Consider the following 24,831-nt stretch of genomic DNA (forward strand, 5'->3'; position numbering starts at 1 on the left):
TACGATTCGGCAGGCGGGTGGGCACAACGCCGACTATGTCGGTCTCGAGCTCAAGTACGGGTGGTAGATGCCGTGGTGCCGGCTCGCGCACACGCGATGATTCCTGTCGAAGGAACTGCTGTTTCGCAGAGACTGGATGCTTGAGAATTCTGGATAACTGAATGCCAGGAATGGAGGCGTATAGGTCAAGGCGCTATCGTCCGTCGGCGCGCAGAAAATTCAGCACCGCATCAACGGCTGCCGCGCCTTCGATGGCGCTGACAAGGGGCGGGCGCAAGTTCGCGCACCGTATGTCACCGATTGCGAACACGCCGGGCTGTGAGCTTTCGAACGGCGCAGCGCGCATCGAGCCGCGCGCCGATCGGCCAGTCAGCACGAAGCCCCCGGGATTGACGTCGATTGCACCATCGAGCCACTCCGTATTCGCTCGCATTCGAATCTGCGCTGCGTGGCGATTGTATTCGGGACGCAGTGTCGAATTGACGATTACCGAGTGCGCGCGAAGCGAGTCGCCGCCGCGCGATTTGAGGACGAAAGGATAGCTGACGCAATCGAGATGCACGTAGACGTCACACACGGTCAAGTGCGGACCGATCCGATGCGTGAGTTGCGGCATGAACAGGGCCGATTCACTGTCAATGCCGAATGGAAGTTGACCATCGACCCATACCGTGTCGAGACCGTGCGCGATCGCTTGCGCGGCGGCGACGAGGCCGGCAGATCCGGTGCCGACGATCGCGAGATCGTATTCGTGGTGCCCGGGCAGAGCGCCTGTCGCGTCTCGCTCGGACGGGCCGCTCAATACCGGGCCGGCAGCGCTGGCGAACGCACGCAGGCGACGCTGCGCGAACGTTCGAACGAGAAAACCGCAGATATCAGGATCGTTGCGCATCATGCGCTTCAGTAGCGTGCGCCCGATCCGCAGCAAGCGGCTTGCGCGGGCGACGACGATCGTCGTCGTTGAACCGGTATTGACCAACAGGTCGAGTTCGCCGCTGAATGCGTGCGCGCCGGTCAGAACGCCGGTACACGGGGCATCCTCGCGTAGAGCTCCGTCAAGGAGCACGTACATCGCGTCGCTTCGGACGCCCCGTTCGCTCAATGGTGTGCCCGCCGGCACTTCGCCGATTGTCCCGTATGGCTGTGCGCGCACGATTCGTTCGTTAGACATCCGGATCGCATGGCTGGCGAACGATCGGTTCAGGTACCGCAGCACATTCTGGAGTGAATCCATGGTGGAATTGGCTGCTTCCAATACGCTCGCGACTGAGCGAAGCGCTCAATCTAATGTGCGCGGCCGGCGGTGTCTTGTTCGTATGACGGAATTTTGGCGGAAAGTTTGCCTTATGTAAGACGCGTACAGGCCGAGCGCATGGCGAAGCCACGCGACGTTTCTGAAACAAGTACTACTCTGTTCGTCTCAAACCGTGGCCGGGCGCGGGGCGATTCGCGAAGGACTTGTTCGCCCATGCTGACGCATCGCTGTCGATGGCATGAACCAGATAATCGACGAACGACGCGATCCGCGACGAAATCGCCGTGTTCCGGTAATACACCGCATGAATCGGCTGCTGGACGTCGAGCGTCTGACGCGTGAACACCTGGACGAGCCGGCCCGCCTCGCGATCCTGCGCGGTCATGAAATCCGACAGGCACACGATGCCCGCGCCCTCCAGCGCGAGTTGTCGAAGCGTCTCGCCGCTAGACGACCACATGCCCGGCTCGATGCGGTATGCCTCGCCGTCCGGGCCGAGGATTGGCCACACGTTCAGCGATTCCGGCTGCGTGAAGCCGAGCAGCGTGTGCTTGTCTAGATCCTCGATCTTGCGCGGCTGGCCGTGCGCGTCAAGATAGGCGGGACTCGCCAGGATGCGCAGCCGGCTGTTGCCGATGTGCCGGCTGTGCAGCGTCGAATCCTTGAGCCGGCCGATCCGGATCGCGACGTCGGTGCGCCGTTCCAGCAGGTCGATGATCCCTTCGTTGCTGTCGAGCTCCAGCTCGACCTTCGGGAACCGTTCGCGGTAGCCGCGCACGAGCGGCACGATCACGTGCCGCATGAACGGCGTCGCCGCGTCGACGCGCAGCCGCCCCGACGGCATTTCTCGTCGCGCGAGCATCTGCTCCTCCGCGTTCTCGACCGATTCGATGATCGTCCGCGCGTTCTGCAGGAATGCGCGTCCTTCTTCGGTCAGTTCAAGTCGGCGCGTCGTCCGGCGCAGCAGCGTGGTCTTCAGCTTCTCTTCGAGCCGCGCGAGCGTGCGGCTGGTTGCCGACACGGTGAGGTCCAGTTGTTGCGCGGCGGCGGTGATCGAACCGGAGTCGACCACGGCAGCGAAGGCCTGGAGTTCGTCGAGCGTGATCTTCATTGTTGATCTGAAATCAAAACAATTTGGTTTATAGACCTGTTTTCCCGCAAAAGTAAAGCCGGCACGCCGCGTTCCGGCTTCACCGGACCCAGGCACGCCCATCATGCCGCTCGCGCTGCTCGAGCTGACCTTCACGGCTCACGCCAAGTGGCTCGCGGACGATGCTCGCGTGGGGCGCCGTCGCATTCGGCAACGTGCCGGGCCTGCAGGTGCGCATCGTCAAGCAGGCGCGCCGTTCTGCACCCGACGCCGCAGACGTCGCATCGGGATTCAACGTCGCCGCATTCAACCTCGGCGTCTTTCGGACGGCACCGAAGTCGTCAGTATTTGATTTCAATTCAAATATCTTTGACCGCTAATGGCGTTTATTTCATCAGTCTCCACCACCAGAATGACTGACAGATCGAAACCGTTCCATCCCCTCCAGGAGCACACGATGGGCAAGATTCCCGCATTCGGCCTCGGTACTTCCCGCCTGCGAGGCCAAATCGTCATCGACTCGGTCCGCAACGGCCTGGAACTCGGCTACCGCGCGATCGACACCGCGCAGATCTACGGCAACGAGGCCGAAGTCGGCGAAGCGATCGCCGCGCTCGAATGCAACGGCCGCGAAGTCGACCCCGCCGGCCTCGCGCCGAAGTGGGACTGAACGCGCCGCCCATCATTTGATCCGTCCGCGGCCCGTCGGCCGCGGCATCGACAGGACACCCCTCATGAACCAGGATCCGCTCTTTCAACCGCTGCAATTTGGCGCGCTGACGCTGCCGAACCGCATCGTGATGCCGCCGATGACGCGTTCGCGCGCCAGCCAGCCCGGCGACGAAGCCAACGAACTGATGGCCGCGTATTACGCGCAGCGCGCGAGCGCCGGCCTGATCGTCAGCGAAGGCACCTACATCGCGCCGCTCGGCAAGGGCTATGCATGGACGCCGGGCATCCACACACCTGCGCAGGTCGCCGGCTGGCGCAAGGTGACGGATGCCGTGCATGCCGCGCACGGCCGCATCTTTGCGCAGCTCTGGCACGTCGGCCGGCTGAGTCACACGAGCCTGCTCGACGGCCGGCCGCCCGTGTCGTCGTCACCGATCCAGGCGAAGGGCGTGAACGTGTTCGTCGCCGGTGAAGGCGGCAGCACGCCGGGCTTCGTGCAGGCATCCGAGCCGCGCGCGCTGTCGATCGACGAGATACGCGAGATCGTCGACCAGTACCGCGCCGCCGCGCGTAACGCGATCGGCGCCGGCTTCGACGGCGTCGAGCTGCACGGCGCGAACGGCTACCTCGTGAACCAGTTCATCGACTCGAACGCCAACACGCGCACCGATGCATACGGCGGCTCGCTCGAGAACCGGCTGCGCTTCCTGAGCGAAGTCGCGCAGGCGCTGATCGAAGGCACGGGCGACGCGTCGCGCGTCGGCATCCGCCTTGCGCCGCTGACCACGTTGAATGGCTGTGTCGACGACGATCCGGAAACGACGTACCTCGCCGCCGCGAAGCTGCTCGGCGAGCTCGGCGTCGGCTACCTGCACATCGCGGAAGCCGACTGGGACGACGCGCCGCTGATGCCGGTCGAATTCAAGCGGAAGCTGCGCGCCGCGTATCCCGGCGTGCTGATCTACGCGGGCAAGTACACCGCCGAGCGCGCGCGCGAAGCGATCGCCGCAGGCTGGGCCGACCTCGTTGCGTTCGGCCGCCCGTTCGTCGCGAACCCCGACCTGCCCGAGCGCCTGCGCATCGGTGCGCCGCTCGCACCGCACGACCGCAGCACGCTGTTCGGCGGCGGCGAGCGGGGCCTGACCGACTACCCGACGTTCGCGCAGGCTGCGGCCTGAGCGGGCGGCCGGGACGCTTCACGGCTGCTCATGAGACTCACGCTCCCTTCCCGCATGGGTTTCGGCGCCGCGCGCCGGGCAACATGTATCGGTCATCCTGACAGACACGGAGCAATTGATGAGCGTGATGAAATCAATGCCCGCGAGCATCCGGGCTACGTTCGACGGCGCGTCGATCGAGTCGCTCGACGCGTCAACCGAATTGCATGGCTTCGCGGATTTGACTCGAGTGCGCTATGGCGCACCGGACTTTGGCGTGGTCGCGCTGACGGTGTTGCCGGATCGGTACCTGATCGGGATGGCGCTGATCGACGCGTATCGCGAGCCGTCTGAAGAGGCAGGGCGGCAGATGGTGCGAGCGGGCGTGTGGATCACGCGTGGCGGCGAATGCTATCAAGCGCGGTTGTTGAAGCCGTTCGATCTGCTGTTCGCCTCCCTGCCGCAGCGCGCGTTGCTCGATTCAGCGCGCAGGACGGGGCGACGCGAGGTTCGCGATCTCGATTGTCCCGGAGGCAAGGCTGACGCAGTCCTGCAATGTCTGTCGAGCGGGCTGCTGACGGCGGCCGCCAGCGACGTGCCAGCCAGCCGGATGGTTGCAGGACACCTTGCCTACGCAATCCAGCTTCATGTCGTGCAGCGTTATGGTACCGCCGCGCACGCTTTGCCAGCGCACAGGATGCTGGCCGGATGGCAGGTCGAGCGCGCGAAGGCGCTTCTTGTGCGGCACGCGGATTCCGAAATTTCTATCTCGAATGTTGCGTCTGCGTGCGGGCTGTCGCGCAGTTATTTCATCAAGGCGTTCCGGCAGACGGTCGGCACGACCCCGCATCGCTGGCTTCTTGAATACAGGATCGAGCGGGTGAAGCAGTGCCTTCGTGCACACACGGAGCCGATTGCCGATATCGCACAGCAATTCGGTTTTGCCGATCAGTCTCATCTCACGCGGGTATTTACCAGCTTGGTTGGCATGCCGCCGGCTACCTGGCGGCGCGAGCGCTGCGAATAGCCTGAAGCTCCGAAGACACAGGTGCTGCATATGCAGATCGATCGCCATGGTGATCTCGAATTGCCTCCACCCGGCAAGCGATGGTCAGTCCGTCGGCGCGTGTCAAGGGGATGACTCTATCGGGCCATGGACGCTGTTGGCTCGACGATCAATATCCTGCTGCGGGAGGAACTCCGGGATCCTCCCGGCGCGATTCGCCGCGCGCTGTTCCTTGTCGCGGCAGAACCCTGAAAACGGCATCGCATGGCCTGTCCGTGGTGGAATGGTTCGGGTTATGGGTGATTTATATGTGCGGTAAAACGTTTGCGAATAACTATTTCCGAATCGCAGATTTTCGGAGTCTCGTGACCGACGTCGGCAATGAAATGAAATTGCCGTAATTTTCGTATCAAATGGTATTGCTGGACGCTAAAGTTTTGCCGGATGCTGTCGTCATCAGGATGGAGGCGGGCGACAGATGAGAGCTGTCGCCGGCGGACAGGGGGAGTGGCGTAATCCGTCCTGGCTTGTCCAGAGCATGGCGTCATGCCGGCCAATCCGAATATTTGAATAACGAGCAAAATCATGAAAAAGAACAAGCAATGGCAAGTGGCCGTTCTCGCCACTGTCGCTACGGGGACGCTGTTTCTCGCGTCGGGGGCGAAGGCTCAGGAATCGGCCAATGATGACCTGAATTCATGCGTTCGCAAGGAGCAGATCGTCACCACGGCGAAGGGCGCGGGCATCGGCGCATTGACGGGCCTGGCAGCCATGCTTGTTTCCAACAAGAAGGACGATGCGGTCAAGGGGGCACTGATCGGGGCCGCCGTGGGTGGCGCTGCCGGTTTCGCAACCGCCTATTACACGGCCATCGGTACCTGCTACCAGAAGAATCCGTCGTGGATTCCTGAATCCGAGATCCAGCGGACCAAGTCCTATGACAAGGTCAAGAAGAGCATCCGCTACAAGCCCAGCCAGGGCATCATCACCCGTGCCGGAACGGTCGATGTGACGGGGCCGGTGAAGGCAGAAGGTCAAGCCGTCGTGAACAGCACGTTCATCCTCATGACGCCGGATGGCGCCGAGGCGCCTGTCACGATCGAGCGCAAGCTCTATATCGTCGGCGACGACGGCAAGGAAACGCTCGTCCAGTTCCCCGGTCATGCGTCGGAACAGCGCACGTTCGAGCCCGGCGAGCAGCGCGATACCGTCCGTATCCCGATCCCGCACGATGCGAAGGCGGGTAACGCGTACCGCGTCGAATTCAGCGTCGCCGCCGACGGCAAGCCGGCATCGGTGGCTTCGCAGAAATTCACGGTTACCCAGTAAGGGGCAGGCCGCCGTTCGTGGCGCCATTCCGGCCCGCGCTTCATGGCTCTGGGTCGGACACCGCCGATGCATGTGCGTCGGCGGTGTCCGCTCGCGCATGCATTTCCTTTCGACGTGATGAGATCCTTCCTTACCCGTGTGCCGATCGTTGTCGGCTCCCTGCTGCTCACCGCGTGCGCGGCCAGCAGCCTGCCCGGCTTCCAGAACGCCTACCACTCCTACAACGTGCCGGAGTCGCTGTTCCAGCGGATCAAGGTCAAGTTCCGCGAGCATGGCCTCGCACGCGCCAGCATCATGCGCGACACCACCGGGCGTGTTCAGTTGACCGGCAGCTACCGGAACGAAGATGAAGTCGACGAGGCCTTCACGATCGTGCAGTCGATCGTCGGGATCAAGTCGACGTCTCCGTTCTATCCGCAGGACATCCGGCAAAAGCGCTGGGAGGTGGCCGCCGGCAAGGCGCTCGACGACTACGCGCGCAACGGCGCGCCCCGCTCGACCGTGCCGACCCGGCGCGCGCTCGTCATCGGCCTGAATCACTTCGGAGATCCCTATCACCTGACGGACATCCCGGGCCGCGACGACGCGATCGTCGTGAAGGGGTATCTCGAGCGGGCCGGCTATTCAGTGACGACCCTGCTCGACAAGCAGGCGACCAAGGCGAACATCGAGTCGGCGCTCGCCGCGCTTGACCGCACCATCGGTCCGAACGACGACGTCTTCATCTACATCTCGAGCCACGGGATGCCGCCGGTTCCGACGGCCGAAGGCCAGGACCGGCGAAAGATGTCGATCGTTGCCTACGATTCGGGCGACACCAACACGATGGCGATGAAGGACCCCACGGACCTGATGCTCTATGTCCAGCGCCATGCCGTGCCGGACACGCTGGTCCAGAATGTCGCGCGCCGGCCGAGTCATTCGACGCGCGTATTGATCGACACGTGCTACAGCGGCGACATGCTCGACGACATTCAGGACGAGAGCACGAGCTACATCTCGCGGACGAACGGCGGCAAGAAGGAATCGGCCGGCATTTCGATGGCGTCGTGGACGACCCCGGCCTTCACGTCGAAGGGAATCCAGTTTGCCGGCGACGGCGCGACCACGCACGGCGCCGCTGGCGCGAAGAAGCCGCCGGTGGCGATCGACCGGAACCGCAACGGCTACACCATCATCACGGCGACGAGTGCCGATGAACTGTCGCTGGGGCCGAAGACGGGGCGCTTCCCGAGCCCCGTCGACGACGCGAAGCAACTCGTCGGCTCATATTTCACGCAGTCGCTGTTCGCCTACCTGGACAAGGACGGCGGCAATCTCGGCACGGCATTCCGCGATGCCAGGACCTTTACGTCGCGCACTGCGCAGGAAGTGTCTGGCGGGGCCCGGCATCAGGTGCCCCGACAGTTTTCGACGATCGCGGACGAACAGAGCGTCATCAACTGATAACGATCGCGCTATTTCATCGAGCGCCTGAATACGGAGAAAAAGGAATGCGATATTCGCTCGTGGCTTTCTCACTGGCAGCGTTGGCCGCGCAGGCAGTGGCGGAAGAAGGGTACACCGCCAAGGCATTGTTCTTCTCGGAGAATGATTCGGTCGTCGCGGTGTCGTCCGGACAGCCCAAAGGCACCGAGGCGGTGGCCGACGCGTCGCACAACGCGCGGGCAGCGTCGGGGCAGGCGGCAACCGTGATGAAGGTGTCGCAAAAGAAGCGGAAACCGGCGCAGCTCGGCGCCAGCTACTTCATCCGCCTGAAAAACGATGACGGCACGACGCGCGACGTGCTCACGCGCCGCGTCTTCAAGACCGGCGAGAAATTCCAGCTCGGGGTGAAGGTCAACCGTCCTTCCTACGTCTACATCCTGAACGAGGCGCCGGACGGCACCGTCACCCAGATCTACCCGCAGCCGTCCCAGGACAACTTCGTCGACGCGATGGGCGTCGTGTTCCTGCCGGCCAAGGGCGCGTTCCAGTTCGACAGCAAGCCGGGCATGGAGAAGCTGATGGTGTACCTGTCGCCCGAGCGTCCGCAGGGCGACGTCGTGCGGCGGTTGCGTGACGTCGCACCCGACCTGATCTCGAATCCGGCACTGCAGAAGACCGCGGATGCGGGCGCATGCCCGGCGTCGGCGCAGACGACCGCTGCCGCATCCGCGCCGGACGCAGCCGCACCCATGCAGGTCGCGGCGGCGGCGCCGGACTACACCGCCAAGGGCATCGCGTTCGCGCCGGAACCGGCTGCCGGCTGCGCACCCCAGGTTGCGCAGGCGGAGACCGGCGGCTTCGTGTCGAAGGGCATCGCCTTCAGCGATGACCAGTCGCCGGCGGCGGGCGGCCAGGTGGCGTCGTACGTCGTGAAACATACGACCCGGGCAGACCCGACCCTGTACCTGAAGATCAACCTGGCACACGAATAACCTCGCACGTGCCGCCCCGCGACGGCGGCGGCACGGCACATGACCGACACACGGAACACATGGAACACAACCATCTGATCATCGGGCTCGGCGGCTCGGGCGGCAAGATCATTCGTCATCTGCGCAAGACGATCGAGCGCAACCGCGACGCACAGGGCGGCAGCCCGTCCCAGGCTCGCTTCGAATACCTGTATGTGGATACGTCGACGGACGAAATCGACAAGCATGACGAATGGAAAGTGCTGGGCAAGGAAATCGACCTCGCACGCAGCCAGTACATCATCAACACGGCGAGCAGCGTGCGCCCGGTGCTGGAAGACCCGAATTCGTTCCCGGGCCTGAGCGACTGGATCGAGCCGCGCGCCATCTTCGATTTCGTGCAGCCGGGTATCGCCGGGGCCGCGCAGCGGCGCAAGCTTGGCCGGGTCGTGTTCGCGCAGAACGCGGCGCAGTTCGTCCGCGCCGTCGAGGACCGGATGCACGTCCTGCAGGAAGGCCCGGGACGCGCCAGCGCGACGATCCACGTCGTGTGCGGGCTGGCGGGCGGCACCGGCAGTGGCTCGGTCGTGGACGCGGTCGCGCAGATCCGCCACAAGTATCCGGACCAGGATCGCTACCGCATCCTGATCTATGCGCTGCTGCCCGAGAAGGATTCCCGCCGCGTGCGCGACGTCGCCGGGTTTTCGAACTATTACGCGAACGGCTACGCGGCGCTCGCCGAGCTCAACGCGATGGCGGTCGGCAAGTACCATCCGGTCAACGTGCTCGACGGCTCGCCGATGGAGCACGACGTCTATTTCAACGGCTGCTATCTCGTCAGCAACGTCAACGAGCACAACATCCAGTTCGATGTCGATGCGGAACTGCCGCGCATCGTCTCCGAGTTCATCTATCAGAAGACGCTGAACAAGGAATGGGAAGGGCTCGGTCGCGCGGAGAAAGGCGAGAACGACATCAAGAGTTTCGAAAGCGAGGACGATATCGGCAAGGCGCGGGCCAAGCTGTTTCTGTCCTTCGGCGTCGAACGCATCGTCGTGCCCGAGGAGGAGATCAAGGAATTCCTCGCGTACGGCTTCGCCGAGCAGGCGACCCGCCAGCTGATGTTCAATAACTTCCGTCAGGGCGAGGGCTACGCGGACGAGCCGGTTCAGAAGGACTGGGGCAGCGAGGCTCGCAAGCCGGATGCGCTGCAGGGCATGCTGCTCAGCGACCCGCACCTGATGCTCGAGACCGGGATTCTCGAAGACGACGCGAAGAACGCCGGCTGGAAGCCGGCCCGCGAATTCTGGAAGCAGGTCGTGGGCGTGCTCGCGCCCGAGATCCGGAATGACGCGACGCTCGAACAGACGATGTGGGCCGATGCGCTGAACATGCGGCTCGCCAAGGTCTTTGACGAGACCTACCGCAAGCTTGGCGGCGTCCGCAAATTCTACGAGATCAAGGGGAATGCGCGCCTCGAAATGGCTCGCCACATCGGTCGCCAGATCGAGCGTGACCTGTTCGGCCGCTGGAAGATCGGCACGCATTCGCTGATGCAGCTGCGCCAGTTCACCGATGCGATCATCGCATTGCTCGACGAGCGTCTCGCGGTGTTCGCCGACGAGCTGACCAAGGCGCCCACGGTGCAGGCTGCGGTGCAGCAGAACATCGAGGAGCTGTCGGGCCAGTTCAACAAGGTCGGGTTCTTCGGTCAGCATCTGACCGACAAGCGCGGCGCGCTGTTCTCGGACATCGCGTCGCGATACCAGGACCTCTATGCACTGCGCACGCTGCAGGAAGGGTACAAGTTCGCGAGCAGTCTGATCCCGTTCGTCAAGGACGAGCTGACGTCGCTGCGCGGTCATATCGACGACCTGCACCAGACGCTGGCCGCCGCGACCGAGAAGGTGCACCAGGAGCAGTCCGCCCGTCTTGCCGGCGCGGATTCGATCTATCAGCAGCGGATCTTCGACCGCACCGCGATCAACGCCATCATGCGGGCGGTGGTCGTCGACGAGCCGAGCCAGGTCGCACGCACGCAGAAGGTGCGCCAGGCGGTGGTGGACCTCGCCGGCACGGAAGTCGACTCGTTCGACAGGCTCGTTCGCAGCATCTCGCTGGGCGCGGTCATCTCGACGATTTCGCAGGCCTCCGCAACGATCGTCGAACTGGCGCACGCGGAAATCTCGAAGAACCTGCAGCCGGTGCTCCACGTAAATATCGTCGAACGCCTGCAGAAGCAGTACGACGCGAACGCGAATGGTCTCAAGGCATTCGTTTCGGGGCTGTACGAGAAGTCCGGCACGATGCTCCAGTACAACAAGACCGAGGTCGACCGTTCGGTCGCCAACAACGCGGGCGGGTCGCGCGGCATCACGAATACCGTCGCGGTGTTCCTGCCGGACTGCGAAAGCCAGAAGGATTTCCACGCGACCCTGACGAAGCTGTTCGAGCAGCAGAAGGATCCTGCGTCCGACACGGTGGTTGCGCCCGGGAAGCTGTCGAACGAAATCGTCATCCTGAAGATCGCGTCGCTGATGCCGGTGCGTTTTCTCGACCCGCTGTCGATGATGAAGCGACACTACGACGGCCTGCTGGCGGACTTCAACGAGTCGCATCTGCTGCACGGCGTGGGCGACGGCAAGAAGCTTCCGCCGCTCTATGCGCGCTCCGCGGCTGAAGTCGGTGCACAGGCCCGGCGCAAGCCTTACCTGTTGGTCGCGCGCTTGATGGAGATGCTCAAGGAGCGGCAGAACAAGGTGACGGGCGAACAGGAATGGGCACTCGTCTACAAGGCCAATGGGCTGCCGGCGTCGAAGGTGCTGCAGGGCAGCACCTGGAAATCCGTCATCGACGGCGATCACCCGGCAGACATCCAGAGCCTGATCGAGCGCGAGGTCGGCCGTCGGGTCGATGCGGAACTCAAGCACAAGGACGACAAGGAGCAGTTGTTCGGCCGCTATATCGAGTTCGCGACCGCGCGCTTCACCGAGTCGGGCGATGACGACCAGGACCCGGAATACCAGGCGCTGAGCGCGATGCAGCAGCCGATCCGCGAGATCATCGGCCTGCCTGCCGCGGCCGAGTAACGGTCGACCGAAAGATCAAGACTGGAGAAACAAGAGACTATGGCTACTTACAAGTGCGGCGCCGTCGGCGATTGCGAAAAAGCCAACAAGGGCGAAATCTTCGAGCGCTCGCCGGGCGACGACCTTCGCTGCCCGGAATGCACGCAAATGCTCGTGCGGCAGACTCAGGCAACCGTGAAGGGCCCCGACAAGAAGCTGATCGTGGCGGCCGCGGCCGCCGCCGTGGTTGTCATCGCCGGCGTCGGCGGCGGCCTCTACTACAAGAAGTCGCATGCGAGCGTGGAATCGGCGGGTGCGACGACGCCTGCGTCCGCGGAAGCGGTCACCGTGCCGGCGTCGGCGTCGGCATCGGCATCGTCGGTGGCGGATGCCGCGCCGGCCAACGCATCCGGCCCGGCGGCGCAGACCGGGATCGCGCCGTCCGACGCCGACATCAGCGCGCAACGCAAGGACAGCGACGCGAAGCTCAAGCAAGGCGACGCGTCGGGTGCCGAGCTGGCGAGCAACCAGGCCGCCGCGAAGGAAATGGTGAAGGCCGCGATCGCGCAGATGTCGCAAGGCAAGCTCGACGACGCGGAGAAGGCATTGAATGACGCCGCAGCTCGCGATCCGAAGCAATCGCTCGTTTACTACAACATGGGCGTGCTGCGCCTCAAGCAGGGGCGCGTCGACGATGCGCTCAAGCAGTTCGAGGCCAGCTTCCTGAACGGTTTCGCGTACTTCGACGACATGCAGAAGGACCCGGACCTCGACGCGATCCGCAACGATCCGCGCTTCCAGGCACTGGTCAAGAAGTATCGTACGGCCACCTGATGGCCTCGCGATCGAAGCTGGCGGCCGTCCTGGTCGCGCTCGTTCTTGCCGGCGGCTGCTCGAAGCAGCCGGGCCCGTCGATTCTCGGGCACTGGCAGGCCGAGCGCATGTCGGTCTACAGCGCGAAATTGCCGATCGGCCCGGACATCGTCGTCAGCCGGGATGCGATGTCGCTCACGGATTCCGGGGCCAGTCTGTCCATCAGCAAGATCGAAGCCGGTGGAGACGAAGCAACGGTCGATTTTGCGCATGGCATCGGCGTGACGTTCCATTTCGACGGGGCCGACCGGATGTATGTCCAGGTTCCGCTGATTGGCCGCGTCTATTACCGCCGCGTGCCGCAGGAGGGCGTCGTCGCCGCGTCCGGGCAGGCAGGGGCGTCGCAAGGGACGGCTGCCGACGGCGGCGTCCGGCGCGTGTCCGCCAGCGCGGATCGGCCTGCCGTGCCGGTCGCGACGTCCGGCGACGAAAAAGCGCCGCCGCAGTCCGGCGGGCCGACAGTGCGTCCGGTTGCGGGCGCGTTGACCGCGGCGGCGGGAAATCGCCGTGCCGGCAACGCGTCTTCGCCGTTGCCGGCGGACTACGAGCAGGCATCGATCGCGGCGCGTGCGGGCGATGCCGATGCGACCATCGGCCATCTCAACGACGCCTTCAAGGCGGGGTTCCGGCAGTTCGATCAGCTGGACGCCGCACCGGAATTCGCATCGCTTAAATCAGACGTGCGCTATCAGGCGCTGATCGCGCGTTACCGCTGACCGGGCATGTCCGGCTGGCGACTCACGGTAGCCGCATGCAGGAAACGATACAGGAGCAAACATGAATACAACCTCTCGCGACATGATGCTGTACGACGCACAGAAAAAGGGCCTTGGCATCGCATACCTGCTCTGGTTCTTTCTCGGCTCCGTCGGCGCACACCGATTCTATGTCGGCAGGACCGGCTCGGCGATCGCGCTGCTGCTGCTCACGCTCATCGGTGGCGCTACGACCTTTGTCGGCGTCGGGTTCTTCATTCTCGGCTGCTCCGGCCTGTGGGTGTTGATCGACGCCTTCCTGCTGCCCGGCATCGTCCGCTCGTACAACATGGCGCTCGCGAACCGGCTTGGCTGACCGGCAGCGGGCCGTCATTGCGGCACGCGCCGTCGTCACTGTTCGGCGGGACCGCTGCGCAATGGCGGCCGGGCAGCGCGGCGTCCGCGAGCGGACACCGCAACGGCGCAGGATTTGCCACACGGCCTCGTGGCGACACATGCGCTGCAAATGTCACGATATGGCACGAATATGCTCCGCTGACCGCCTTGCCGCGCCATAAAAAGGGCGCAATTACCCCGCAAACGTTGGCGCCACCGGCAATCACAAAGCAATATCGCCGTCGCATTCGAAGGGACTGTCACACGCGCGTCACCCTGCTAGAATTCGGCTGCCGCATTGTTTCTTTTGACCGATGAGATTGCTTGACGCCCTGGTCGAACAACGTATTTCCGCCGCTGCCGCGCGGGGCGAGTTCGACGATTTGCCGGGTACCGGCGCGCCGCAGGCGCTCGACGACGACCTGCTCGTACCCGAGGAGGTGCGTGTCGCCAACCGTATCCTGAAGAACGCGGGTTTCGTGCCCCCTGCCGTCGAGCAGTTGCGCGCGCTGCGCAACCTGCAGGACGAGTTGCGTGCGGTAAGCGACCACGCGGCGCGCTGCCGGCTGCAGGCGAAGATGCTGGCGCTCGACATGGCGCTCGAGTCGCTGCGGGGCGGGCCGATGGTCATGCCGCGCGACTATTGCCGGCGCATCGCGGAGCGCATGTGCGAGCGCGAGCGCGACGACGGTCCCGGCGAAGCGGGGCCGATGTGACGCCCGACGTGCTGCCGGACGAGAACGTCGACGCGACCGCCGGCGCTGCTGCGCCGGTCTCGGCGCGCGACGCGTATTTCATGCGTCTCGCGCAGGCTGCCGCCGACGAGGCGCGCGCGGCCGGCGAAGTGCCGGTCGGCGCGGTGCTGGTGTGCGGCGACGAAGTGATCGCTCGCGGATTCAACCACCCGATCGGCGGACACGATCCGTCCGCGCATGCCGAAATGGCGGCGCTGCGCGCCGCCGCCCAGCACCTGCAAAACTACCGGCTGCCCGGCTGCGAACTGTACGTGACGCTCGAGCCGTGCCTGATGTGTGCCGGCGCGATCATGCACGCGCGGATCGCGCGCGTCGTGTTCGGCGCCCGCGATCCGAAGACGGGCGCGTGCGGCAGCGTCATCGACGCATTCGCGAATCCCCAACTGAATCACCATACCGACGTGACGGGCGGCGTGCTCGCCGACGAGTGCGGCGCCGCGCTGAAGTCGTTCTTCGCCGAGCGCCGCCGTGCGCTGCGCGAGGCCCGGCTCGCCCGCGACGCGGCGTCCGGCGCGTCGTGAACCCGGCGCGCTGGCGCGCCTCCAAGCTGGTCTCATCCAACGACACGTCCCGCCCATGACCTTTTCGTCCACCGCGCCCCGCACGATCCGCCTGCTGGCACCATCCGGCTATCCGCATGATCCCGACGCGATCGACCGTGCGCTCGAGCGCCTGGGCAACGCGCAGCACCGCATCGAGAACGTCGAGGCGACGCAGCGCCGCTACCAGCGCTTCGGCGGCACCGACGGCGAACGGGCCGGGGACCTGAACCGGCTCGCCGATCCCGAGCGGCCGCTGCCCGACATCGGGCTCGCGGTGCGCGGCGGTTACGGCGCGGCGCGCATCCTGCACGGGCTCGACTATCGCGGGCTGGAGCGCCGCTTGCGCGACCAGCCGATCGTGCTCGTCGGGCATAGCGACTTCACCGCGATCCAGCTCGCGCTCTACGCGAAGGCGCGGGTCAAGACGTTCGGCGGCCCGATGCTGTCGGCGGATTTCGGCGCGCAGACGCCGAGCGAATTCACGATGGACCACTTCTGGCGCACGGTGACGCAGCCGAGCGCGACGATCGTCGCGGACGTGCCGCAGGTGCAGAACGTCGAGGTGTCCGGCACGCTCTGGGGCGGCAACCTCGCGATCCTCGCGTCGCTCGTCGGCACGCCGTACATGCCGGACATCGAAGGCGGCATCCTGTTCATCGAGGACGTCAACGAGCAGCCGTTCCGGATCGAGCGGATGATCTACCAGCTCCACCTGTCGGGGCTGCTGGCGCGCCAGCAGGCGCTCGTGCTCGGGCAGTTCACCGGTGTGCGCCCGTTCGAGTACGACAACGGCTATGACATGCAGGCGATGATCGAGCAGGTGCGCGCGGTGGTGGGCATCCCGGTCGTGACGGGACTGCAGTTCGGCCATGTGCCCGACATGGTGACGTTGCCGGTCGGCGCGCACGCGCAACTCGTCGCGAATGCGCACGGCTTCCGGCTGACCGTCTCCGATTACCCGCATCTCGGCTGACGCAGGCGACATCGGTCACGACGGAAACGGCGGGGCGCCGCCATATGGGCACCTGACGGCGTTTTCGCTACACTGGGCTGTCGTCGCATCGACCTGCGCAGCGCGGCTTTCCCGCGCTTCGCGGGCGATGCGGGTTCCCTTTCCCGGCAGGTTTTCGCGGCGCGTCGAACCATGTCATTCGATCCTCACTATCCACGCGATCTGATCGGCTACGGCCGCCATCCGGTGCAGGCGGACTGGCCCGGGCAGGCCCGCGTCGCGGTGCAGTTCGTGCTGAACTACGAAGAGGGCGGCGAGAATTGCGTGCTGCACGGCGATCCGGGCTCCGAGCAGTTTCTGTCGGAAATCGTCGGCGCCGCCGCCTATCCCGATCGTCACATGAGCATGGAGTCGATCTACGAATACGGCTCGCGTGCCGGCGTCTGGCGCATCCTGCGCGAATTCGAGAAGCGCGGCCTGCCGCTGACGGTGTTCGGCGTCGGCATGGCGATCGAGCGGCATCCCGAGGTGGCGCGCGCGTTCGTCGAACTGGGGCACGAGATCGCCTGCCACGGCTGGCGCTGGATTCACTACCAGGGCATGACGCCCGAGCTCGAAGCCGAGCACATGCGGCTCGGCATGGAAGCGATCGAGCGCGTCACCGGCGTGCGGCCGCTCGGCTGGTACACGGGGCGCGACAGCCCGAACACGCGCCGGCTCGTCGCCGAGTACGGCGGCTTCCTGTACGACTCGGACTACTATGGCGACGACCTGCCGTTCTGGATGGACGTGCCGGTATCCGGCGGCGGCACGGTGCCGCAACTGATCGTCCCGTACACGCTCGACACCAACGACATGCGTTTCGCGACCCCGCAAGGCTTCAATACCGCCGATCACTTCTTCCACTATCTGCGCGACGCGTTCGACGTGCTGTACGAAGAGGGCAGCGAGACGCCGAAGATGCTGTCGATCGGCATGCACTGCCGCCTGCTCGGCCGGCCGGGGCGGTTTCGCGCGCTGCAGCGATTTCTCGACCATCTCGAGCGGCACGACCGCGTGTGGGTGACCCGGCGCGTCGACATCGCGCGTCACTGGCGTGCGCGTCATCCGTATCGGCCGGGCGAGCGAAACGAAGAGGAGGCGTGAACCCGATGCGCTGCACGCTGAATCAGCTGAACGCAATGACACCCGATGCGTTCGCCGCCGCGTTGGCGGGCGTCTTCGAGCATTCGCCGTGGGTCGCGCAGGCTGCTGCGGCCCGGCGCCCGTTCGCGAGCGTCGATGCGCTGCACGCGGCGATGTGCGAGGCGGTCGAGGCGGCGGGCGACGCGCGTCAGCTCGCGCTCGTCAACGCGCACCCGGAACTGGCCGGCCGGGCCGCGGTGCGCGGCGAGCTGACGGCCGAGTCGACGCGCGAGCAGGGCGGCGCGGGCCTCGACCAATGCACGCGGGCCGAGTTCGACAAACTCCATGCGCTGAACCGCGCCTATCGCGACAAATTCGGCTTCCCGTTCATCCTCGCGGTGCGTGGTTACGACCGCCACGGCATCATCGCAAACTTCGAATCGCGCGTCGATCGTTCGTATGACGAAGAATTTAGCGAGAGCCTCGCGCAAATCTATCGCATCGCACGCTTCCGGCTCGACGACCTGATCGGTGCGTGACGCCGCTTCGGCCGCGGCCGCCCGCGTCGCTGCGGCGGAGCCGCATGCCGGGCAACAACGACGTCACGGCTTGCCCGCTGCTCGATCCATGCACACCTGAAATGCGATCGACGCCTGCCGCCGGGAGTGCGCGCTCCCGGCCTACCTCGCTGCGCCGCCTTCGAACCATGCGGCGAGCTTCGTGCGCTCGTCATCGGTGATGTGCGTGATATTTCCGATTGGCATCGTCTTCAGCTGCGCCGCCTGCACGTAGATCCGCTGCGCATTTTTCGATATTTCGTCATCCGTATCGAACATCACGCCGGCGGGGGCGCTACCCATCAGGGTCGGCTTCGCCGAGTGGCACGCGACGCAGCGCTGCTGCAGGATCGGCATGACGTCGCGGATCGCGAGCTTCGGCGCGTTCGCGGCCTGTGCCAGCGGCGCGACGGGTTTCGGCATCGTCCACGCGAGCGCGGCCAGCATCAGCAAGACGCCGCCGAGCGGCAGGTACCACAGATGTCGGCCGCGATGGCGCATCACGAAGAACTGGCGGATCAGCGCGCCGGCCAGCATGATGAGGATCAGCACGCCCCAGTTGTACTTGCCCGCATACGTCATCGCATAGTGGTTCGACAGCATCGCGAACACGACAGGCAGCGTGAAATACGTGTTGTGCACCGAGCGCTGCTTGCCGCGCTTGCCGTAGATCGGGTCCGGCGTCTCGCCCTTGAGCATCTTGTCGACCATCTTGCGCTGGCCGGGGATGATCACGAAGAACACGTTCGCCGTCATGATCGTCGCCAGCATCGCGCCGACGATCAGGTACGCGGCACGGCCCGAGAAGACGTGGCACGCGAGGTACGCGGCCGCGGCGACGTAGAGGCCGACGCACACGCCGAGCAGCCGGTCGTTGGTTCCGAAGACGCGGCACAGCGCGTCGTAGACGATCCAGCCTGCCGCCAGGAAGCCGAGCGCGGCCGCGATCGCAATCGCCGGCCCCATGTCGAGCACGTTTCGGTCGATCAGGTACGTGTTCGGCGCCAGCAGGTACATCACGAAGAACAGCGAGAAGCCCGACATCCAGGTCGTATATGACGGCCACTTCGACCAGTGCAGGCCTTCCGGCATCTCGGGCGGCGCGACCATGTACTTCTGCATGTTGTAGAAGCCGCCGCCGTGGACGTGCCACAGCTCGCCGAACACGCCGCGCTGGCGCAGGTTCGCGTCCTTCGGCGGCTTCAGGCTGTTGTCGAGCGCGACGAAATAGAACGACTCGCCGATCCACGCGATCGCGACGACGACGTGCAGCCAGCGCAGCGCGAGATTCAGCCAGTCGGTGATGAAGCCTTCCATGAAACGCCTCCGGGCGCGGGATCGTTGTCGTGAGACGGGCGGACGATGCGATGTCAGCTGCCGCGATAGGTGCTGTACGACCACGGCGACACGAGCAGCGGCACGTGATAGTGCGCGCCCGCATCGGCGATGCCGAAGCGCAGCACGACGCGGTCCAGGAAACGGGGCGTCGGCATCGGTACACCGCGCGCGGCGAAGTAGTCGCCTGCATGGAACACGAGCTCGTATTCGCCGGCGGCGAATGCGGGGCCTTCGAGCAGCGGCGCATCGCAGCGTCCGTCGCGATTGGTCAGCACGGTCTTCAGCGGGCGGCGCGTGTCGCCGTCGAGCGCGTAGAGATCCACCCTGAGCGCGGCGCCGGGGCAGCCGTGCGCGGTATCGAGTACGTGGGTCGTGAGCTTTCCCATTCCCGGTTGTCCTTGTGTGAGTGCGAAGTCCTGCGGCGGCGCGATGCGCGCGGTGCGTGTCCTATTGCTCGATCAGCGCGCGGGTCGCGTCGGCGACGAGACCGCGCAGCCAGCGTACTTCGTCGGAATAGTGGCAACGCTCGTGCCACAGCTGGTAGTACTGCATCGGCGGGAAATCGAGCGGCGCCGGCATCACCGACAGCGGCAGGAATTTCGCGTAGTGATCGGCGAACAGCCGCGTCGTCGTGAAGATCAGGTCGGACTTCACGAGCACGTACGGCGCCAGATTGAAATACGGCAGCGTGACGACGACGCGGCGCTTGAGCCGCTCGCGCGCGAGGTGCACGTCGATCGCGCCGCGCTGGCCGACCGAGTAGGGCGTCGGCGCGAGGTGCGGTGCGTTCAGGTACTGGTCGAGCGTGAGGCCGCCGCGCCTGGCGAACGGATGGGTGTTGCTCATCAGGCAGACGATCTCGTCGACGAACAGGTTCGACAGGTGCAACTGCTCGGGCGGTTCCGGCCAGTTGCCGACGACGATGTCGAGCTTGCCGTCCTCGAGCGCGAGTTCGTAGTCGAACGCGGGGCCGAGCGAGTGGAATTCGAGCGTCGCGTTCGGCGCGGCCCGGCGGAAGCGCTCGATGACGGTCGGCACGAACAGCACGTTCAGGTAGTCGGGGCAGCCGATCCGGTAGCAGCGGATCGACGTCGCCGGATCGAAGTCGTGTTGCTGGAACCGGATGCGCTCGATCTCGCGCAGCGCGTTCTGCACCGGTTCGAGCAGGCGCAGCCCGTATTCGGTCGGCACCATGCCGGACTTGCCGCGCACCAGCAGCGGGTCGCCCGTGATGTCGCGCAGGCGGCGCAGCGCGGCGCTGATCGCCGGCTGGGACTGGTTCAGCTTCACCGCTGCGCGGGTGACGCTGCGCTCCATCAGCAGGGTGTGCAGGACACGCAGCAGGTACGTGTCGATCGCCTCGCGTTGCTGACTCATGGCTTCTCCGTCTATATCGCCGGGCCGATCGAGCGGCGCACGGGATATACGTTTTTTATTATGGACAGAAACGAGCGTCAAGGGATGGACGCCCGCGCGCGGGCCGCCGCCGCATCGGCGGCGGAAACGGCACGCACGAGCGCGCGCGGATGCGCATTGCGCGCCTCCGCGGCGAGTCGCGATCGGGTCCGGGCAGTGCGCGCGTCAGTCGTCGAGGCGCAGGCCGACCTTCAGCGTCACCTGCCAGTGAATGACCTGGGCGCCCTCGATGTGGCCGCGCGTCTCGGTGACCTGGAACCAGTGCAGGTTGTGCAGCGTGACCCCGGCTTTCGCGATCGCGTTACGGATCGCGTCGTCGCTCGATTGCCGCGACGAACCCGTCAGTTCGATCAGCTTGTAGACGTGGTCGTTCATGATGCCTCCCAGTGTCGGCGCGTGCCGCTACGCGGACGAACGGGTGCGGAATGCGCCCGGCTTCTTGAGTGATAGGTATGATGGGCGGCAAGTTCAACCCATATCGGAGACGAGGCACAACGTGGAAGTCGGATTTTGCGGACCGGGACTGATGGGCGCGCCGATGATTCGGCACTTGCTGGCGGCCGGCCATCGGGTCAGCGTGTGGAACCGGACGCGCGCGAAGGCGGAGGCGCTCGCGGCGGAGGGCGCGAGCGTCGTGGAAACGCCGCGCGCGCTGGCGGCGCAGGTCGAGACGGTGATGCTGTGCGTGCTCGACGCGCGCGCGGTCGGCGACGTCGTGTTCGGCCCCGACGGCCTGTTGGGCGGTGACGCCGGCGCGCGCCGCGTGCGCCGCATCGTCGACCATTCGAGCATTCCGCCCGGCGTGACCCGCGCGTACGCGCAGCGGGCGGCCGAAGCGGGCGTCGGCTGGGTCGACGCGCCGGTGTCGGGCGGCGTGCCGGGCGCGCAGGCCGGCACGCTCGCGGTGATGGCGGGCGGGCGCGTCGCAGACCTCGATGCGGTGCGGCCGCTGATCGACGCATACGCGTCGCGCATCACGCACATGGGCGACGCGGGTGCGGGCCAGACAGCGAAGCTCTGCAACCAGGCGATCGTCACCGCAACCGTCACGGCGATTGCCGAGGCGGTCGGGCTCGCGCAGGCGAGCGGCATCGACGCCGCGCGTCTCGCGCAGGCGCTAGCGGGCGGCTGGGCGGATTCGGTGCTGCTGCAGACGTTCGTGCCGCGCATGACGTCGGGCGGCCATCCGCGGGGCGGCCATCCGCGGGGCGGCCATCCGCGGGGCGGCCATCCGCCGATCGGCGCGCTTGGCACGTTTCAGAAGGACGTCGATGCGATTGCGGACGCGGCGCGCGAGACGGGCGCGGTGATGCCGGTGTCGGCCACGGTGCAGCAAGTGTTGCGGCTCGGTGCGGCGATGGGCCTCGCGAACGCGGATTTCGCCGCATTCATCGATATCGTCAGGCCGGGGAACGGACGCGCTCAGGCGGATTGATCGCGCAACGGCAGGGGCGCGGCTTGCGCGAATGCCACTTCGCGGGCGCGCCGTGCACGCAAGCGTTGTGCACGAGCGCCTGTCCGTGCATGCAATGCGCAAATGGCAGATGGGCCGCTTGCCAGCGGCCCATCCAGTGTCGTCGTATCAGCCGAGCGAGCGCGGTGTCGTGTCGCCGGCGTTCTGCCTGCCGGAGCCGCCGCGCAGGCTCGCTTTCGCGCCCGCACCAAATTCGGGCAGGATGCGTGCGCGTGCGCGGCTCGCGAACACCAGAAAGCCGAAGCCATTCGACTCGTACCAATAGCCGCCGTTCTCGAGGCCGTCGAGCGGCTGCTCGAGCGCGTTCGCGATCGATTCCATGCAGCGTTTTCGCAACTCGGCGATCGCCGGGTAGGGCGGCTGCGCGCCGCGCACGCTGCACAGGAGGACGTCCAGGCCGGGGAGCACGTGCGCGTACAACACCGGTTCGTCCTGCGCGCGGGCGCGTGCGATCTTGGTGTCGAGCTGCGCGAACGGTTTCGAGTGGCGCAACACCGCAAGAAACGACTCCTGGCCATCCTGTGGTGCGCGTCGACGTTTTTTCGGGAAGGACATAAACACTCGCCTCAAAAACAATTGCAAGAAATGCGGCATCCTCATGCGACCACTCCCGGCTATGCACGCCGCATGTCGATCACTTATAGCACACGAAAATGTTTCGCCTCCGCGATTCGACGACCGATGCATTCCGTCGAGCCGCGCGCCACACGATCGACACAGCCAGCGCTTCGCGCCTGTACTGTCGGTTAGTCTCCATAATAGACCCGCTTGCGCGGCGCGGGCGGTCCACCGGCGCAAAAAATTCCGGCCGCCGAAACATCTGTCGGGCGCGCTGCGCGATGCAACAAAAAAATGCCCGCGCGAGGCGGGCTGGATGCGGAGCGGGATGGCGTCAGCGTTGCTGCAGCGAATCGCGGATCTCGCGCAGCAGCACGATGTCTTCCGGCGTCGCGGCCGGCGCGGCCTCGGCGGCTTCGGCAGGCTTGCGCAGCTTGTTGATGAACTTCACCATCATGAAGATGATGAACGCGAGGATGATGAAATTGATCAGCACGGTGATGAACGAACCGTAGCCGAACACGGCGATGCCCGCCGCCTGCAGGTCCTTGAACGAATCGGGGTTACCCTTGAACGTCGCCGGAATGGTGCCGAGCAGCACGAACTTGTTCGAGAAATCCAGGCCGCCCGTCACGACGCCGATGACCGGCATGATCAGGTCCTTCACGATCGAATCGACGATCTTCGAGAAGGCGCCGCCGATGATCACGCCGACGGCGAGATCCATCACGTTGCCCTTGACGGCAAATTCCTTGAATTCCTTGATGATGCTCATGAGCGGCTTTCTCCTTGTTCGAGCGAGGGGAAAGCGTGCCGGGCCGCCGGCACGCCGATGGCCGCATGATATCGAACGTACCCTAATGCCGATAGCCCGTCTTGAAAAGGTTGACAATCGGCATGCCGGGTCGTTCAGGGCTTCGAAACGAGCGCTTTGAGGTGCCGGGCGCGGATCAGGTGTCGTTCCAGCCGCCGCTGTCGTTGCCGCCGAGATCGACGCCGCCGCCGCTGCTGCCGCCGTCGCTCCAGCCGTTGTCGTCGCCGCTGCCGAGGTCGATGCCCGGGTCGCGCCGGCGGCGCTCGTCGTCGACGATCACGTCGCGTTCGACCACGCGCTCGCGGCCGCCCGACATCGCCTCGCCGAGCAGCACGCCGGTCAGCAGGCCGCCCATGCCGCTACCGAAGCCGCCGCCTTGCTGGACCACGACGGGCGGCTGCTGTTGCTGCGGATATTGCGGCGGATAGGGCTGTCCCTGGGCGCCCGTCAGGCGCTCGGCCTCCTGCGCGTATACCGAGCCGCTGGCGGCGGCGGGCGCAGCGGCAGGCGGCGCGGCCGGGTCAGGACGGCCTTCGACGCGTGCCTTGATGCTCGCGAAACGCTGCTCCAGCTCGTCGACGCGATACGGCGGCACCGGGTTGCCGCCGTTCGACAGCGCTTCGACGAGCGCGCGCGCGTCGGCTTCGACTGCCTCGATCTCGCCGGTGAGCGCGGCGGCGCCGGGCGCCGTCGACAGCCGTGCATCGAGCTTCAGCGGGCGAATGTCGTTGAGCACCTCGGTCGCGCGCTTGAGCTGCGTGCGGCGCTCGTCGTCGGCGCGGCGGTCGTCGGTTGCGCGCGCGCGCCGCAGCGTCCAGCGCAGCACGAGCGCGATCGCCGCGACGAGCACCGCGAGGCCGATCCACATGCCCGTCGACGGGCCGTGCCTGACCGGCTGCGCCGCGGGCGCGGCCGCGGCCGGCGGGGCCGTGATGGCGCCGGATTGCGTGCGCGCCGGGGTGTCGCCGATGCGGCCGGCGTCCGCGCGGATGCGGGCTTCAGTCTGCGCGAAGCGGGACGCGTCGGTGAAGCGCAGCTGCGGGTCGAGCGTCTTCGCGCGCTGCAGTTGCGCGAGCGCGTCGGATGCGCGGCCTTCGCGGTCCAGCACCTGTGCGTACAGGTAGCGCGCGTGCGCGTTGTTCGGGTGGGCGTCGATGACTTGCGACAGCTGCGCGTCGGCGCGCTGCCAGTCGCGTTGCGCGAAAGACTGCTCGACCTGCTGGAGCGACGGCACCGCGAATGCGGCAGACGACAGCATCAGCAGCGAGAAGCCTACTGCGGCGAGGTGTTTCTTCATGATCGAACCGGGCGCGGGGGCCCGTCTCCTTGCGATCGGGTGGCGCTGCCTGCGCGCGCAGGC

The 24,831-nt window shown here is 65.8% G+C and carries 24 protein-coding genes and 2 pseudogenes; 17 read left to right on the top strand and 9 right to left on the bottom strand.

Translation table 11 applies throughout. From position 1 onward, the window contains the following. Positions 1–193 precede the first annotated feature (193 nt). Positions 194–1,234, bottom strand: a complete 1,041-nt coding sequence (locus LIG30_RS20740; protein ID WP_038715026.1) for a hypothetical protein — start codon at positions 1,232–1,234, stop codon at positions 194–196. 172 nt (positions 1,235–1,406) lie between these two features. Then, positions 1,407–2,366 (bottom strand): LysR family transcriptional regulator, encoded by a 960-nt coding sequence (locus LIG30_RS20745; RefSeq protein WP_038715028.1) that lies wholly within the window; start codon positions 2,364–2,366, stop codon positions 1,407–1,409. Positions 2,367–2,481: 115 nt separating this feature from the next. On the opposite strand from LIG30_RS20745, the pseudogene LIG30_RS20750 reads away from it, so the two are divergent. The 16 genes and pseudogenes from LIG30_RS20750 to uraD all read left to right on the top strand — a co-directional run. Further along, positions 2,482–2,665: pseudogene (locus tag LIG30_RS20750) on the top strand (MFS transporter); the annotation flags it as partial. A gap of 137 nt (positions 2,666–2,802) precedes the next feature. Beyond that, positions 2,803–2,958 (top strand): annotated as a pseudogene (locus LIG30_RS20755) (aldo/keto reductase); the annotation flags it as partial. Positions 2,959–3,079: 121 nt separating this feature from the next. Next, entirely contained in the window at positions 3,080–4,195 is a 1,116-nt protein-coding gene (locus LIG30_RS20760) for an alkene reductase (RefSeq protein WP_038715035.1), read from the top strand. A gap of 118 nt (positions 4,196–4,313) precedes the next feature. Beyond that, entirely contained in the window at positions 4,314–5,201 is an 888-nt protein-coding gene (locus LIG30_RS20765) for a helix-turn-helix transcriptional regulator (RefSeq protein WP_038715037.1), read from the top strand. Positions 5,202–5,765: 564 nt separating this feature from the next. Beyond that, positions 5,766–6,509, top strand: a complete 744-nt coding sequence (locus tag LIG30_RS20770) for a hypothetical protein (protein ID WP_038715038.1) — start codon at positions 5,766–5,768, stop codon at positions 6,507–6,509. A gap of 117 nt (positions 6,510–6,626) precedes the next feature. Continuing rightward, entirely contained in the window at positions 6,627–7,955 is a 1,329-nt protein-coding gene (locus tag LIG30_RS20775) for a caspase family protein (RefSeq protein WP_160326715.1), read from the top strand. 47 nt (positions 7,956–8,002) lie between these two features. Next, the gene (locus LIG30_RS20780; protein WP_083494109.1) at positions 8,003–8,929 is read left to right on the top strand and encodes a DUF4384 domain-containing protein; all 927 of its coding nucleotides are present in this window, start codon (positions 8,003–8,005) and stop codon (positions 8,927–8,929) included. 59 nt (positions 8,930–8,988) lie between these two features. Then, positions 8,989–11,997, top strand: coding sequence for a tubulin-like doman-containing protein (locus LIG30_RS20785; RefSeq protein ID WP_038715068.1), 3,009 nt, complete (start codon positions 8,989–8,991; stop codon positions 11,995–11,997). A gap of 39 nt (positions 11,998–12,036) precedes the next feature. Continuing rightward, positions 12,037–12,810: a TPR end-of-group domain-containing protein gene (locus LIG30_RS20790; protein WP_038715043.1), complete on the top strand. Its 774-nt coding sequence runs from the start codon at positions 12,037–12,039 to the stop codon at positions 12,808–12,810. After that, positions 12,810–13,565, top strand: a complete 756-nt coding sequence (locus LIG30_RS20795; RefSeq protein WP_038715045.1) for a hypothetical protein — start codon at positions 12,810–12,812, stop codon at positions 13,563–13,565. Before LIG30_RS20790 ends, LIG30_RS20795 begins: the two co-directional genes overlap by 1 nt. A gap of 61 nt (positions 13,566–13,626) precedes the next feature. Beyond that, positions 13,627–13,920 carry a TM2 domain-containing protein gene (locus LIG30_RS20800; RefSeq protein WP_038715046.1) on the top strand — a complete coding sequence of 98 codons (294 nt, stop codon included), beginning with the start codon at positions 13,627–13,629 and terminating at the stop codon, positions 13,918–13,920. A gap of 334 nt (positions 13,921–14,254) precedes the next feature. After that, entirely contained in the window at positions 14,255–14,656 is a 402-nt protein-coding gene (locus LIG30_RS20805; protein ID WP_038715048.1) for a DnaJ family domain-containing protein, read from the top strand. After that, positions 14,653–15,216, top strand: coding sequence for a tRNA adenosine(34) deaminase TadA (gene tadA, locus LIG30_RS20810; RefSeq protein WP_038715050.1), 564 nt, complete (start codon positions 14,653–14,655; stop codon positions 15,214–15,216). The genes LIG30_RS20805 and tadA overlap by 4 nt, the downstream gene beginning before the upstream one ends. 55 nt (positions 15,217–15,271) lie before the next feature. Further along, positions 15,272–16,210, top strand: a complete 939-nt coding sequence (gene ldcA / locus LIG30_RS20815; protein WP_038715052.1) for a muramoyltetrapeptide carboxypeptidase — start codon at positions 15,272–15,274, stop codon at positions 16,208–16,210. 171 nt (positions 16,211–16,381) lie between these two features. Continuing rightward, on the top strand, positions 16,382–17,335 hold the full coding sequence (puuE, locus tag LIG30_RS20820; RefSeq protein ID WP_038715054.1) for an allantoinase PuuE: 954 nt from the start codon (positions 16,382–16,384) through the stop codon (positions 17,333–17,335). A gap of 5 nt (positions 17,336–17,340) precedes the next feature. After that, the gene (uraD, locus tag LIG30_RS20825; RefSeq protein WP_038715070.1) at positions 17,341–17,853 is read left to right on the top strand and encodes a 2-oxo-4-hydroxy-4-carboxy-5-ureidoimidazoline decarboxylase; all 513 of its coding nucleotides are present in this window, start codon (positions 17,341–17,343) and stop codon (positions 17,851–17,853) included. 141 nt (positions 17,854–17,994) lie between these two features. On the opposite strand, the gene LIG30_RS20830 is transcribed toward uraD, so the two are convergent. The 4 genes from LIG30_RS20830 to LIG30_RS20845 all read right to left on the bottom strand — a co-directional run bounded on the left by LIG30_RS20830 (position 17,995) and on the right by LIG30_RS20845 (position 21,000). Beyond that, positions 17,995–19,188 (bottom strand): urate hydroxylase PuuD, encoded by a 1,194-nt coding sequence (locus LIG30_RS20830; RefSeq protein WP_038715057.1) that lies wholly within the window; start codon positions 19,186–19,188, stop codon positions 17,995–17,997. Between the two features lie 53 nt (positions 19,189–19,241). After that, the gene (gene uraH / locus LIG30_RS20835) at positions 19,242–19,595 is read right to left on the bottom strand and encodes a hydroxyisourate hydrolase (protein ID WP_038715058.1); all 354 of its coding nucleotides are present in this window, start codon (positions 19,593–19,595) and stop codon (positions 19,242–19,244) included. Positions 19,596–19,656: 61 nt separating this feature from the next. Then, positions 19,657–20,586 carry a LysR substrate-binding domain-containing protein gene (locus LIG30_RS20840; protein WP_038715060.1) on the bottom strand — a complete coding sequence of 310 codons (930 nt, stop codon included), beginning with the start codon at positions 20,584–20,586 and terminating at the stop codon, positions 19,657–19,659. A gap of 204 nt (positions 20,587–20,790) precedes the next feature. Continuing rightward, positions 20,791–21,000 (bottom strand): dodecin, encoded by a 210-nt coding sequence (locus tag LIG30_RS20845; protein ID WP_038715061.1) that lies wholly within the window; start codon positions 20,998–21,000, stop codon positions 20,791–20,793. Positions 21,001–21,121: 121 nt separating this feature from the next. On the opposite strand from LIG30_RS20845, the gene LIG30_RS20850 reads away from it, so the two are divergent. Then, a complete protein-coding gene (locus LIG30_RS20850) occupies positions 21,122–22,060 on the top strand; it encodes an NAD(P)-dependent oxidoreductase (RefSeq protein ID WP_038715062.1) in 939 nt (312 codons plus the stop codon). Between the two features lie 147 nt (positions 22,061–22,207). On the opposite strand, the gene LIG30_RS20855 is transcribed toward LIG30_RS20850, so the two are convergent. The 3 genes from LIG30_RS20855 to LIG30_RS20865 all read right to left on the bottom strand — a co-directional run bounded on the left by LIG30_RS20855 (position 22,208) and on the right by LIG30_RS20865 (position 24,768). Beyond that, positions 22,208–22,654 (bottom strand): hypothetical protein, encoded by a 447-nt coding sequence (locus tag LIG30_RS20855; RefSeq protein WP_038715064.1) that lies wholly within the window; start codon positions 22,652–22,654, stop codon positions 22,208–22,210. A 337-nt stretch (positions 22,655–22,991) separates the two neighbouring features. Beyond that, the gene (gene mscL, locus LIG30_RS20860) at positions 22,992–23,432 is read right to left on the bottom strand and encodes a large conductance mechanosensitive channel protein MscL (RefSeq protein ID WP_038715065.1); all 441 of its coding nucleotides are present in this window, start codon (positions 23,430–23,432) and stop codon (positions 22,992–22,994) included. A 175-nt stretch (positions 23,433–23,607) separates the two neighbouring features. Beyond that, positions 23,608–24,768, bottom strand: a complete 1,161-nt coding sequence (locus LIG30_RS20865) for a tetratricopeptide repeat protein (RefSeq protein WP_038715066.1) — start codon at positions 24,766–24,768, stop codon at positions 23,608–23,610. Positions 24,769–24,831: the final 63 nt, after the last annotated feature.

It is taken from the genome of Burkholderia sp. lig30 (assembly GCF_000687455.2).
Lineage (GTDB): Bacteria > Pseudomonadota > Gammaproteobacteria > Burkholderiales > Burkholderiaceae > Burkholderia.

What these genes read in the sequence shown, in the direction of transcription:
- LIG30_RS20740 (WP_038715026.1), bottom strand. Translation starts at nt 1,234, where the DNA reads ATGGATTCACTCCAGAATGTGCTGCGGTACCTGAACCGATCGTTCGCC.
- LIG30_RS20745 (WP_038715028.1), bottom strand. Translation starts at nt 2,366, where the DNA reads ATGAAGATCACGCTCGACGAACTCCAGGCCTTCGCTGCCGTGGTCGAC.
- LIG30_RS20760 (WP_038715035.1), top strand. Translation starts at nt 3,080, where the DNA reads ATGAACCAGGATCCGCTCTTTCAACCGCTGCAATTTGGCGCGCTGACG.
- LIG30_RS20765 (WP_038715037.1), top strand. Translation starts at nt 4,314, where the DNA reads ATGAGCGTGATGAAATCAATGCCCGCGAGCATCCGGGCTACGTTCGAC.
- LIG30_RS20770 (WP_038715038.1), top strand. Translation starts at nt 5,766, where the DNA reads ATGAAAAAGAACAAGCAATGGCAAGTGGCCGTTCTCGCCACTGTCGCT.
- LIG30_RS20775 (WP_160326715.1), top strand. Translation starts at nt 6,627, where the DNA reads ATGAGATCCTTCCTTACCCGTGTGCCGATCGTTGTCGGCTCCCTGCTG.
- LIG30_RS20780 (WP_083494109.1), top strand. Translation starts at nt 8,003, where the DNA reads ATGCGATATTCGCTCGTGGCTTTCTCACTGGCAGCGTTGGCCGCGCAG.
- LIG30_RS20785 (WP_038715068.1), top strand. Translation starts at nt 8,989, where the DNA reads ATGGAACACAACCATCTGATCATCGGGCTCGGCGGCTCGGGCGGCAAG.
- LIG30_RS20790 (WP_038715043.1), top strand. Translation starts at nt 12,037, where the DNA reads ATGGCTACTTACAAGTGCGGCGCCGTCGGCGATTGCGAAAAAGCCAAC.
- LIG30_RS20795 (WP_038715045.1), top strand. Translation starts at nt 12,810, where the DNA reads ATGGCCTCGCGATCGAAGCTGGCGGCCGTCCTGGTCGCGCTCGTTCTT.
- LIG30_RS20800 (WP_038715046.1), top strand. Translation starts at nt 13,627, where the DNA reads ATGAATACAACCTCTCGCGACATGATGCTGTACGACGCACAGAAAAAG.
- LIG30_RS20805 (WP_038715048.1), top strand. Translation starts at nt 14,255, where the DNA reads ATGAGATTGCTTGACGCCCTGGTCGAACAACGTATTTCCGCCGCTGCC.
- ldcA (WP_038715052.1), top strand. Translation starts at nt 15,272, where the DNA reads ATGACCTTTTCGTCCACCGCGCCCCGCACGATCCGCCTGCTGGCACCA.
- puuE (WP_038715054.1), top strand. Translation starts at nt 16,382, where the DNA reads ATGTCATTCGATCCTCACTATCCACGCGATCTGATCGGCTACGGCCGC.
- uraD (WP_038715070.1), top strand. Translation starts at nt 17,341, where the DNA reads ATGCGCTGCACGCTGAATCAGCTGAACGCAATGACACCCGATGCGTTC.
- LIG30_RS20830 (WP_038715057.1), bottom strand. Translation starts at nt 19,188, where the DNA reads ATGGAAGGCTTCATCACCGACTGGCTGAATCTCGCGCTGCGCTGGCTG.
- uraH (WP_038715058.1), bottom strand. Translation starts at nt 19,595, where the DNA reads ATGGGAAAGCTCACGACCCACGTACTCGATACCGCGCACGGCTGCCCC.
- LIG30_RS20840 (WP_038715060.1), bottom strand. Translation starts at nt 20,586, where the DNA reads ATGAGTCAGCAACGCGAGGCGATCGACACGTACCTGCTGCGTGTCCTG.
- LIG30_RS20845 (WP_038715061.1), bottom strand. Translation starts at nt 21,000, where the DNA reads ATGAACGACCACGTCTACAAGCTGATCGAACTGACGGGTTCGTCGCGG.
- LIG30_RS20855 (WP_038715064.1), bottom strand. Translation starts at nt 22,654, where the DNA reads ATGTCCTTCCCGAAAAAACGTCGACGCGCACCACAGGATGGCCAGGAG.
- mscL (WP_038715065.1), bottom strand. Translation starts at nt 23,432, where the DNA reads ATGAGCATCATCAAGGAATTCAAGGAATTTGCCGTCAAGGGCAACGTG.
- LIG30_RS20865 (WP_038715066.1), bottom strand. Translation starts at nt 24,768, where the DNA reads ATGAAGAAACACCTCGCCGCAGTAGGCTTCTCGCTGCTGATGCTGTCG.